This window comes from Stenotrophomonas sp. SMYL20 (assembly GCF_036320045.1).
Taxonomy (GTDB): domain Bacteria; phylum Pseudomonadota; class Gammaproteobacteria; order Xanthomonadales; family Xanthomonadaceae; genus Stenotrophomonas; species Stenotrophomonas maltophilia_A.
Window position 1 is genome coordinate 1 of the sequence record NZ_JAWIRT010000047.1, and the last position, 11,704, is coordinate 11,704.

The window sequence follows — 11,704 nt, forward strand, 5'->3', positions numbered from 1 at the left end:
TCCGGTTGCGGGGGACGCTGCAAGTACGTCCATGTAAGCTCGGTCGCCGCATCCATGCGGCTCACGCCCCCGCAACCGGACCCACCCCGCCTTCGACAGATTTCTGCAGTCTGTCGGAACGGCGTTCTGCTCTGGTAGGTGTCGACCTTGGTCGACATATCCACGAGATGATCGAAAAGGCTGTCTGTAGAGTCGCGCCATGCTCGACTCACGCGCGCGGCGCGCAGTAGATCCACGCCATGCGGGGATGTGTGGACCAGGGTCCACACCCACCAATGCGGCATTACGCCGAGGCGTAACGCACGGCGGTGCCGATCCAGCGTTGCACCACGCGATCGGCCAGCGCGGGTTGCTGGTCCAGCAGGCGCTCGGCCAGGTCATGCACGCCGGGCAGCAGGCCGGCATCGCGGGCCAAGTCGGCAATGCGGAAGCCAGCCAGGCCGGTCTGGCGGGTACCGAGCAGTTCGCCCGGGCCACGCAGCTCCAGATCCTTCTCGGCGATGACGAAGCCATCGTTGGTTTCGCGCATGGTCTGCAAACGCTCGCGCGCCATCTGCGAAAGCGGCGCCTGGTACAGCAGCACGCAGCGCGACACCGCCGAACCGCGGCCCACGCGGCCGCGCAACTGGTGCAGCTGGGCCAGGCCGAGGCGCTCGGCATTCTCGATCACCATCAGCGAAGCGTTCGGTACGTCCACGCCCACTTCGATGACCGTGGTCGCCACCAGCAGATCGATCTCACCCGCCTTGAACGCCACCATCGTCGCCAGCTTCTCGGCGGCCTTCAGGCGGCCATGCACCAGCCCCACGCGCACGCCCGGCAGCAGCGCCTGCAGCGATTCGTAGGTGGCCTGCGCCGGGGTGGCGTCGAGCTCTTCGCTTTCCTCGATGAGCGTGCACACCCAGTACACCTGCCGCCCTTCCTGGCAGGCCAGCGCGATGCGCTCGATCAGCTCGGGACGACGATCGTTGTTGAGTGCCACGGTCTGCACCGGGGTGCGGCCCGGCGGCAGTTCGTCAATGGCCGACACATCCAGATCCGCGTATTCGGACATCGCCAGCGTGCGTGGAATCGGCGTGGCAGTCATCACCAGCTGGTGCGGCACGCTGTTGCCGCCCGCGCCTTTGTCGCGCAGGGCCAGCCGCTGGTGCACGCCGAAGCGGTGCTGCTCATCGACGATGGCCAGCGCCAGATCCTGGAAAACCACCGCCTCCTGCATCAGCGCGTGGGTGCCGACCACCACCTGCGCTTCGCCGTTGGCGACCTGCTCCATCACCTTGGCGCGCGCCTTGCCGGTGACCTTGCCGGCCAGCCAGGCGATACGCACGCCCAGCGGTTCCAGCCAGCCGCGCAGGTTGTTGAGATGCTGCTCGGCCAGCAGTTCGGTGGGGGCGGCCAATGCGACCTGCTTGCCCTGCTCGACTGCCAGCATCGCGGCCAGTGCGGCCACCACGGTCTTGCCGGAACCGACGTCGCCCTGCACCAGCCGCAGCATCGGGCTGGGGCGCGCGAGGTCTTCACGGATCTGCTTGAACACGCGCGCCTGTGCGCCGGTCAGCGCGAACGGCAGCTGCTTCAGCAGCGCCTTGGCCAGCTTGCCGGGGCCGGCCAGCGGCGGCGCATGGTGCGCCTGCAAGGCGATGCGCTGACGACGCAGGCTGAGGTGATGGGCCAGCAGTTCTTCCATCGCCAGGCGACGCTGCGCCGGATGGGTGCCTGCGGCCAGCGCGGCCAGATCGGCATCTGGTGGCGGCCGGTGCACGGTCAGCAGCGCGCTGCGCAGTGACGGCAGGCCGAGGCCATCGAGCCAGCCGCTGGGCAGCAGTTCCAGCGCGCTTTCCTCGGGCAGGCGGTCCAGCGCCTGGCCGATCAGCTTGCGCATGGTCATCGGACCGACGCCTTCGACGGTGGGATACACCGGGTCGAGGCGGTCGCCGAGTTCGGGATCGTCGTTGCGGCCCAGCACCTGGTAGCTGGGGTGGACGATTTCCAGACCGAGCTGGCCCGGTTTGGGCGTGCCGAAGCAGCGCAGCCGGTTGCCGACCGCGAACTGGCCGACCTGCTGCTGGCGGAAATGGAAGAAGCGCAGCACCAGGGTGCCCTGCCCTTCATCCTCCACGGCGACCTTCAGCATCGGCCGGTAGCGCATGCCGCGCTCGACCGCGACCACCCGCCCTTCCACCTGCGCCGGCACGCCGTTGCGCAGGTCTTCGATGCGGGTCAGCCGGGTCCGGTCTTCATAGCGCAGCGGCAGATGAAGCCAGAGATCCTGCAGGGTGGCCAGGCCACGCGCCTGCAGTTTGGCGGCCACGGCCGGACCGACGCCAGCGAGCATCGCCAGGGATGCTTCGCCGGACGGTGACAGGACCGGGGTGACCGCCGCCTTGCGTGCCACGTGGCGGTCAGTCGATGACCATCACCGCGTCGACCTCGAAGTTGGCGCCCTTCGGCAGGCCGGAGACTTCGATGGTGGAACGGGCCGGGTACGGGGCCTGGAAGTAGTCCTGCATGACCGCATTGACCTTGGCGAACTCGCCCAGGTCGGTCAGGTACAGGCCCAGGCGCACGACCTTGTCCAGCGAGCCGCCAGCGGCTTCGGCCACGGCCTTGAGGTTGTCGAAGGCGCGGCGGGCCTGTGCTTCGACGTCACCGGCGCCGACGATGTCGCCGGTAGCCGGATCGAGCGGGATCTGGCCGGAGAAGTACACGGTGTTGCCGGCGCGCACGGCCTGCGAGTACGGGCCGATGGCGGCGGGGGCCTTTTCGGTGTTGATGATCTGGCGGGACATGGGTCGCTCCGGTGCTTGGGGGAAAACAGAGCGGTGATTGTACCGGGTGGGGGCGCATCCACGCATGGCGTGGATCTACCGCGCCGCTTCGGTAGTGGCGGGGGGGGGGGGGGCGCCGCCCCCCCCACGCGGCGCACCGCGAGGGGGGGGCGCGGCGGCCGGCAACCCCATGAACGTCGGAAGCACCGGGAAGTTGCCGGCCAGCGGCCGGCACTACCGGGAACATCCACGCTTGGCATGGATCTACTGCGATGCAACCGGTAGCGACGGGCCATTCCCGGCGAGTGCGCAATCATCCACGCATGGCGTGGATCTACTGGCGGCGTACCGACTGCACGACCGACAGGCGGCGCAGGCGGCGCATCACTTCGGCCAGGTGGTTGCGGTCGCGGACCTGGATGTTGAACGCCAGCACGGCGGCGTTGAAGTCGCGGTCCAGGTAGTCCACGCGCTCGATGTTGGAATGGCTCTGTGCGATGGCGGCGGCCAGCTGCGCCAGCACGCCGGTGCCGTTCTCCACTTCCACCACCAGCGAGGTGTCGTAGTCGCCGGAGACGGTGGTATCCCAGCCGATCGGCACCCAGCGCTCGGGCGACTTGCGCAGCTCGGCCAGGTTCGGGCAGTCCATGCGGTGCACCACGATGCCCTTGCCGGCGGTGTGGTAACCCATGATCTCGTCGCCGGGAATCGGCTGGCAGCAGCCAGCGAAGGTGACCACGCCACGCTCGCTGCCATTGATCAGGATCTTCTCCTGCGAATGGTGGCGCGAGTGCGGGCCGCCACGCAGTTCGGCATAGGCCATCAGCGCCTGCGCGGCCTGGGTCGGCATCCAGTTGCCCAGTGCGACCTCGGCCAGCAGCGCCTCCAGGCGCGGGAAGCGGTGTTCGGCCAGGAACGCATCCAGGCGCCCCTTCGGCAGCCGCTCCAGCGACGAATCCATCGCTTCCAGCGCACGGTCGAGCATGCGATGGCCCAGCTGCACGGCGTCTTCGTGCTCCAGCTGCTTGAGCTGGTGGCGGATGGCGGTGCGCGCCTTGCTGGTGACCACGAATTCCAGCCACTGCGGTTTCGGCGTGGCCGAGCGTGCGGTGATGATCTCCACCGACTGCCCGGACACCAGCTTGGTGCGCAGCGGCACCAGTTTCTTGTCCACGCGCGAAGCCACCGCCATGTTGCCGACATCGGTATGCACGGCGTAGGCGAAATCGAGCGCGGTGGAATTGCGCGGCAGGGCCAGGATCTTGCCCTTCGGCGTGAACAGGTAGACCTCGTCCGGGAACAGGTCGACCTTGACGTTGTCGAGGAATTCCAGCGAGGAACCGGCGGCACGCTGCGAGTCGATCAGCTCGACGATCCAGGCGTGGGCGCGGCTCTGTGCACTGTTGGGCGAATCGCCACCGAACTTGTAGGTCCAGTGCGCGGCCACGCCGCGTTCGGCGATCAGGTCCATTTCCTCGGTACGGATCTGCACTTCGATCGGCGAGCCATACGGCCCGAACAGCACCGTGTGCAGCGACTGGTAACCGTTGGCCTTGGGAATGGCGATGAAGTCGCGGAAGCGACCATCCAGCGGCTTGAAGGTGGCATGCACCGAGCCCAGCGCGTGGTAGCAGCTGGGCACGCTGCGCACGACCAGGCGGAAGCCGAACACATCCATCACCTGGTCGAAGGTTTTGTTCTCGTCGCGCATCTTGTTGTAGATGCTCCACGGGGTCTTGATGCGGCTGACCAGGCGGTGCTCGATGCCCTCCTTCGCCAACCGCTGCGACAGCTGCACTTCCACCTGCGCCAGCGCTTCGCGGCGGACCACCGGCTGGCTGCGGATGTGCTTTTCCAGGATCGCGTGGCGCCACGGATACAGCGCCTTGAAGCCGAGGTTCTGCAGCTCGCTCTTGACCAGGCTCATGCCCAGGCGCTGGGCGATGGGCGCATAGATCTCCAGCGTCTCGCGGGCGATGCGGCCGCGCGCTTCGCGGCTCTGCGCGCCCAGCGTGCGCATGTTGTGCAGGCGGTCGGCCAGCTTGATCATGATCACGCGCAGGTCGCGCGACATCGCCAGCAGCATCTTGCGGAAGCTCTCGGCGGCCGCTTCCTGGCGGTCGCGGAACTTCAGCTTGTCCAGCTTGGTCACGCCGTCGACCAGTTCGGCCACGGCTTCGCCGAACTCGGCGGCCAGCGCCTCACGGGTCAGCGGGGTGTCTTCGATGGTGTCGTGCAGGATCGCGGCGATCAGCGCCTCCACGTCCAGGCCGAGCTCGGCCAGCACCTGGGCCACGGCCACCGGATGGGTGATATAGGGCTCGCCCGACTTGCGCGTCTGCCCGGCGTGTGCGGCGGCTCCGACTTCCCAGGCACGGCGCAACAGCGGCAGCTGTTCCGGCGGCAGGTAATGGGCGGCGCGTTCAAGCTGGAGGACGTAGTCGGGTACGGCGGCAGCGGGGGCTGCGGCGACCTTGGCAGTGGGGCCTGGGTTCATGCCCGAAGCCTATTCCAGCGCGACGTTTACGGCAAATCCTGAATGCGAAACAGCCCGCACGGGGCGGGCTGTTCGGCACATCCAACGATTGCGTTGATCGATGCGATCAATCGTCGTTCTTGGACATGTCTTCGTCGGCGACCACTTCCGCGGCAGCCCACTCCAGCGCTTCGCGCTCGGCGCGCTCACGCTCGGCCTTCTCGACTTCGTCGATCAGCGCGTTGTCGATCTTGCGGGCGGCGATTTCGCGCAGCGCCAGCACGGTCGGCTTGTCCTCGGTCTCGCTGTTGTCCAGCGTGGCCTGCACGCCGTTGGCGAGCTGGCGGGCACGCTTGGAAGCCATCATGACCAGTTCGAAACGGTTGTTAACGACTTCCAGGCAATCTTCTACGGTGATGCGGGCCATACGGGCTCCCGGCGACCGGTCGGCCGCTCAGTCGAATGAGGGAAAGGGGACGGAGTGTACTGGCAGGGGCTGGACAAAATCAAGCCAGCCCCTACCCGATTCTTTTGGAATCAGTCAGTTGCGCCCGGATCGGGGGTCAACAAGGCTTGGATCAGGCCTGCGTGGCGGACCTTCTGGGCCTCCCGGCGCAGGCGGCTGGCGGTGAAGATGGCGCACAGTTCGTCCACGGCGGTGTCGAACACCTCGTTGACGATCACGTAGTCGAACTCGTTGAAGTGCAGCATCTCGTCACGGGCGGCGCCCAGGCGCTGGGCGATGACCGCCTCGCTGTCCTGGCCGCGCTTGCGCATGCGGTCCTGCAGGGCCTGCTTGGACGGCGGCAGGATGAACACGGTGACCGTGCCCGGCACCAGCTGGCGTACCTGCTGCGCGCCCTGCCAGTCGATTTCCAGCAGCACGTCCTGGCCGGCGGCCAGCTGCGGCTCCACCGACTGGCGGGCGGTGCCCTTCCAGTCACCGTGCACCCAGGCATGCTCGAAGAAGTCGCCGGCGGCGATCATTTCCTCGAACTTCTCCGCAGAGACGAAATGGTAGTGCTGGCCATTCACCTCACCCGGGCGCATCGCGCGCGAGGTGAAGGAGATCGACAGGGCGATCTGCGGGTCACGCGCCAGGGTGGCATTGACGATGCTGCTCTTGCCGGCACCGGACGGGGCGGCAACGATGTACAGCGTGCCGCGCGCAACGGCGTCCGACGGCTTCGACGGGGCGCTCATGCGCGGAACCCAACTGGTTGATTTCGCAAAATTTTTCCTCGGTGTTCCAGATCCGGCGCGGAGGATCGCGCCAGGACGGCGGGGGCTGCGCGGAACATCCTGGAACCAGGCCCGGCAGACGCTTCCCCGGGGGGCGGGCACGCAACTTTACCAGAGCGGCCGCGTTGCGCGCCCGTCCGGCAGACGCCGGGCCTTGTGCCACATGGGCGTGCGGGGGCCTGTGCTATAACCGGGCCGTACCCAACGACAGCCCGGAGGCCTGCGCCTCCCCGCCATCCCAGGAGAACGGCATGCCATCGATGAGCCGCCGCCAGTTCCTGAAAGTGACCGGGACAACCCTGGTCGGCTCCAGCCTGGCATTGATGGGCTTCGCGCCCGGCATCGCGCTCGCGGAGGTCAGGCAGTACAAGCTGACCCGCGCGACCGAGACCCGCAACACCTGTACGTATTGTTCGGTGGCCTGCGGCATCCTGATGTACAGCCTCGGCGATGGCGCCAAGAACGCCGAGCCGAGCATCTTCCATATCGAGGGTGACCCGGACCATCCGGTCAACCGCGGCACGCTGTGCCCGAAGGGTGCCGGCCTGGCCGACATCATCCACAGCAAGTCACGCCTGCTCTACCCCGAGTACCGCGCACCGGGCTCGAACGAGTGGAAGCGGCTGAGCTGGGACGATGCGCTGGACCGCATCGCGCGGCTGATGAAGGAAGACCGCGATGCGAACTTCGTGCAGAAGAACGAGGCCGGGCAGACGGTCAACCGCTGGCTGACCACCGGCATGCTGGCGGCCTCGGCGACCAGCAATGAAACCGCGGTGCTGACCCACAAGGTCGTGCGCTCCCTTGGCATGCTGGCATTCGACAACCAGGCACGTGTCTGACACGGCCCGACGGTGGCAGGTCTTGCCCCGACGCTAGGCCGTGGTGCGATGACGAATCACTGGGTCGACATCAAGAATGCCGACCTGATCCTGATCATGGGTGGCAATGCCGCCGAGGCACACCCGTGCGGGTTCAAATGGGTGACCGAGGCCAAGGCACACAACAAGGCCCGGCTGATCGTGGTCGATCCGCGCTTCAACCGCTCGGCCGCGGTGGCCGATGTGTATGCGCCGATCCGTACCGGCACCGACATCGTGTTCCTGGGCGGCCTGATCAACTACCTGTTGACCGAGGACCGCATCCAGCACGAGTACGTGCTGAACTACACCGACATGTCGTTCCTGGTGAAGGACGAATTCGCCTTCAAGGACGGCCTGTATTCGGGCTACAACGAGGAGAAGCGCAGCTACGACCGTTCCAGCTGGGACTACGCCTACGGTGACGATGGCTTCGTGCGCAGCGACCCGACGCTGAAGGACCCGCGCTGCGTCTACAACCTGCTCAAGCAGCACTACGCGCGCTACACCGTGGAGATGGTCGAACGCATCTGCGGCACGCCCGCCGACAGCATCCGCCAGGTCTGGGACATGATTGCGTCCACCGCCGGCAAGGACAAGGCGATGACCATCCTGTACGCGCTGGGCTGGACGCAGCACTCGATCGGTGCGCAGAACGTTCGTGCCGGCACCATGGTGCAGCTGCTGCTGGGCAACATCGGCGTGGCCGGCGGTGGCATGAACGCGCTGCGCGGGCATTCCAACATCCAGGGCCTGACCGACATCGGCCTGATGTCCGACCTGCTGCCCGGCTACCTGACCCTGCCGAAGCAGGACGAGCAGGACTACGACGCCTACATCGCCAAGCGCACGCAGAAGCCGCTGCGCGCCAACCAGATGTCGTTCTGGCAGAACTACCCGAAGTTCCACGTCAGCCTGATGAAGTCGTGGTGGGGCGACGCCGCTACCGCCGACAACAACTGGTGCTTCGACCATCTGCCCAAGCTCGACAAGCCGTACGACATGCTGCAGGCGTACGAGCTGATGAACGAGGGCAAGATCCACGGCTACATCTGCCAGGGCTTCAACCCGCTGGCCTCGGCGCCGAACAAGGGCAAGCTGATCAGCGCGTTCTCCAAGCTGAAGTTCATGGTCAGCATGGACCCGCTGGAAACCGAGACCATCGCGTTCTGGCAGAACCACGGCGCACTGAACGATGTTGATCCCAGTGCGATCCAGACCGAAGTATTCCGCTTGCCGACCACCTCCTTCGCAGAGGAGAACGGTGCAGTGGTGAACTCCTCGCGCTGGCTGCAGTGGCACTGGAAGGGTGCCAATCCGCCGGGCGAAGCGCGCAGCGACATCGAGATCATGTCCGAGCTGTTCCATCGCATCAAAGCGATGTATGAAAAGGACGGCGGTGCGTGGTGGGAGCCGGTGCGCGACCTGGCCTGGAAGTACTCCAACCCGGAACTGCCGACGCCGGAAGAACTGGCGATGGAATACAACGGCAAGGCACTGGCCGACGTGTTCGATCCGAAGGACCCGACCAAGCTGGTGCGCAAGGCCGGCGAGCAGCTGGCGGCATTCGGCGACCTGCGCGACGACGGCAGCACCTCCTCCGGCTGCTGGATCTACATCGGCGCCTGGGGCCCGACCGGCAACATGATGGCGCGACGTGACAACAGCGACCCCACCGGCATCGGCAACACGCTGGGCTGGGCCTGGGCGTGGCCGGCCAATCGCCGCGTGATGTACAACCGCGCCTCGTGCGACGTGGCCGGCCAACCGTTCGACCCGCGGCGCACGCTGCTGGCCTGGAACGGGAAAAACTGGGGCAGCGTGGACGTGCCGGACTTCAAGGCGGATGAAGATCCCGCCGGCGGCATGGGCCCGTTCATCATGAACCCGGAAGGCATCGCCCGCTTCTTCGCCAAGGCTGGCATGGCCGAAGGGCCGTTCCCGGAGCACTACGAACCGTTCGATACCCCGCTGCGCAGCAACCCGCTCAGCCCGGGCCAGGCACTGACGTTGAACAACCCGGCGGCCCGCGTGTTCGCCAGCGATCGCGCACAGATCGGTTCGCCGGACGAGTTCCCGCATGTAGCCACCACCTACCGCCTGACCGAGCATTTCCACTTCTGGACCAAGCACGGCAAGTTGAACGCCATCATCCAGCCCGAGCAGTTCGTCGAGATCGGCGCGGCGTTGGCCGATGAGCTGGGCATCAACAACGGCAGCCGCGTGCGGGTCAGTTCCAAGCGCGGGCACATCGAAGCGGTGGCGATGGTGACCAAGCGCATCAAGGCCCTGCAGATTGATGGCAGAACCGTGCACCAGGTGGGCGTGCCGATCCACTGGGGTTTCCTCGGTGCGGCCAAGCCCGGATACATCGCCAATACGCTGACCAACGCCATCGGTGACGGCAACTCGCAGACGCCCGAATCGAAGTGCATCCTGGTCAAGGTCGAGAAGGTGTAGGAGACACGCCATGTCACTGCAATCCCTGGACATCATCCGCCGCTCGGCCACCACCACGCCCTCGCCGGAGGCGCGTGGCGCGCACACCGGCCAGGTCGCCAAGCTGATCGATGTGAGCAAGTGCATCGGCTGCAAGGCCTGCCAGGTCGCCTGCATGGAGTGGAATGATCTGCGCGACGAGGTCGGCAGCTGCGTTGGCAGCTACGACAACCCGCCCGACCTGAGCGAACAGTCGTGGACGGTGATGAAGTTCCGCGAGTACGAGGACGAGAAGGGCAAGCTGGAGTGGCTGATCCGCAAGGAAGGCTGCATGCACTGCAGCGATCCGGGCTGCCTGAAGGCCTGCCCGTCGCCGGGCGCGATCATCCAGTACGCCAACGGCATCGTCGACTTCCAGGAAGAGAACTGCATCGGCTGCGGCTACTGCGTGACCGGTTGCCCGTTCGACGTGCCGCGCATCTCCAAGAAGGACCACAAGGCCTACAAGTGCACGCTGTGCTCGGACCGGGTGGCGGTGGGCCAGGAACCGGCCTGCGTGAAGACCTGCCCGACCGGCGCGATCACCTTCGGCAGCAAGCAGGCGATGACCGAACACGCGGCCGGCCGCGTGGAGGACCTGAAATCGCGTGGCTACGAGAACGCCGGCCTGTACGACCCGCAGGGTGTGGGCGGCACCCATGTGATGTACGTGCTGCAGCACGTGGACAAGCCGGAACTGTATGCCGACCTGCCGAAGGACCCGCGCATCAGCCCGATGGTGGAGGTGTGGAAGGGCGTGGCCAAGCCGCTGGGCGTGCTGGCGATTGCCGCTACCGCCTTCGCCGGCTTCCTGCATTACATCGGCATCGGCCGCAACACGGTCAATGACGAGGAAGAAGAGGAAGCCGAGCACGAGGCGAAGAAGATCGAAGAGGAGCAGCGGCCATGAAGTACGCCCCGCACCCGCGGCAGATCATCCGCTACCGCGCGCCGACCCGCATCAATCACTGGATTGTGGCGATCTGCTTCGTGTTGACCGCGCTGTCCGGGCTGGCGTTGTTCCACCCTGCCCTGTTCCCGCTGACCCAGTTGTTTGGCGGTGGGCCATGGACGCGCATCCTGCACCCGTTCATCGGCCTGGCCATGGTCGTCGGCTTTGCGCTGCTGGCGTTCCGCATGTGGCGCGACAATCTGCCGACCGCCGACGATGGCAAGTGGATGCGCGGCATGCGCGATGTACTGCGCAACGAGGACGAGAAGCTGCCACCGGTGGGTCGCTTCAATGCCGGCCAGAAGCTGCTGTTCTGGGCGATCATCGGTTGCCTGTCGGCGCTGCTGCTGACCGGCTTCGTGATCTGGCGGCAGTACTTCAGCCACTTCTTCCCGATCGGGGTGATCCGCTTCTCGGTGCTGGCCCACGCGCTGTTCGGCTGGGTGCTGATCTGCGCGATCGTGGTGCACATCTATGCAGCGATCTGGATCAAGGGCTCGGTGCGGGCGATGACCCAGGGCAAGGTGACCTACGGGTGGGCGTACAAGCATCACCGGCAGTGGTTCCGGGACATCCTGCGCGGACGGCGGGAAGAGGGGTAGCGGCAGGGCCTGCGGCCCTGCACCCGCTGGATCAACGTCAACGTCAAAAGCGGGTCTCCTGGGGGATGGCGGGGTGGGTCCGGTTGCGGGGGCCGCTGCAAGTACGTCCATGTAAGCTCGGTCGCCGCTTGCTCGTGTGCGCAGTCCTGCGCACACGGCAAGACCGGGGTTGGGCGTCCTGCCCAACCCGCCCGAGGCCTGCCTCGGGCCCATGCGGCTCACGCCCCCGCAACCGGCCCCACCCCGCCTTCGACAGGTTCCTGCGATCTGTCAGGCTATCCGGGGTCGGATCCCGTTGCTGCGCAACGGGCTCTGACCCCCTATTG

8 protein-coding genes are annotated in these 11,704 nt (G+C 66.5%); 3 read left to right on the top strand and 5 right to left on the bottom strand.

The annotated features are described in order from the left end of the window. Positions 1 to 283: 283 nt before the first annotated feature. The 5 genes from recG to gmk form a co-directional block, all read right to left on the bottom strand. The gene (recG, locus tag V3B48_RS21090) at positions 284 to 2,395 is read right to left on the bottom strand and encodes an ATP-dependent DNA helicase RecG (RefSeq protein ID WP_329894398.1); all 2,112 of its coding nucleotides are present in this window, start codon (positions 2,393 to 2,395) and stop codon (positions 284 to 286) included. Positions 2,396 to 2,402: 7 nt separating this feature from the next. Further along, entirely contained in the window at positions 2,403 to 2,789 is a 387-nt protein-coding gene (locus tag V3B48_RS21095) for a RidA family protein (RefSeq protein ID WP_005410875.1), read from the bottom strand. Positions 2,790 to 3,102: 313 nt separating this feature from the next. Beyond that, a complete protein-coding gene (locus V3B48_RS21100) occupies positions 3,103 to 5,265 on the bottom strand; it encodes a bifunctional (p)ppGpp synthetase/guanosine-3',5'-bis(diphosphate) 3'-pyrophosphohydrolase (protein ID WP_019661980.1) in 2,163 nt (720 codons plus the stop codon). 106 nt (positions 5,266 to 5,371) lie between these two features. Then, positions 5,372 to 5,671 carry a DNA-directed RNA polymerase subunit omega gene (gene rpoZ, locus V3B48_RS21105; protein ID WP_005410877.1) on the bottom strand — a complete coding sequence of 100 codons (300 nt, stop codon included), beginning with the start codon at positions 5,669 to 5,671 and terminating at the stop codon, positions 5,372 to 5,374. A gap of 110 nt (positions 5,672 to 5,781) precedes the next feature. Further along, positions 5,782 to 6,447, bottom strand: a complete 666-nt coding sequence (gene gmk, locus V3B48_RS21110; RefSeq protein WP_014038334.1) for a guanylate kinase — start codon at positions 6,445 to 6,447, stop codon at positions 5,782 to 5,784. A gap of 290 nt (positions 6,448 to 6,737) precedes the next feature. Between gmk and fdnG the strand changes: the two genes are divergently transcribed. The 3 genes from fdnG to V3B48_RS21125 are packed head-to-tail and all read left to right on the top strand — an operon-like array spanning position 6,738 to position 11,378. Further along, positions 6,738 to 9,806, top strand: coding sequence for a formate dehydrogenase-N subunit alpha (gene fdnG, locus V3B48_RS21115; RefSeq protein WP_152593489.1), 3,069 nt, complete (start codon positions 6,738 to 6,740; stop codon positions 9,804 to 9,806). Positions 9,807 to 9,816: 10 nt separating this feature from the next. Further along, positions 9,817 to 10,734: a formate dehydrogenase subunit beta gene (fdxH, locus tag V3B48_RS21120; RefSeq protein WP_012481154.1), complete on the top strand. Its 918-nt coding sequence runs from the start codon at positions 9,817 to 9,819 to the stop codon at positions 10,732 to 10,734. Then, complete coding sequence (locus V3B48_RS21125; protein ID WP_054172435.1) at positions 10,731 to 11,378, top strand: formate dehydrogenase subunit gamma; 648 nt, start codon at positions 10,731 to 10,733, stop codon at positions 11,376 to 11,378. Before fdxH ends, V3B48_RS21125 begins: the two co-directional genes overlap by 4 nt. Positions 11,379 to 11,704: the final 326 nt, after the last annotated feature.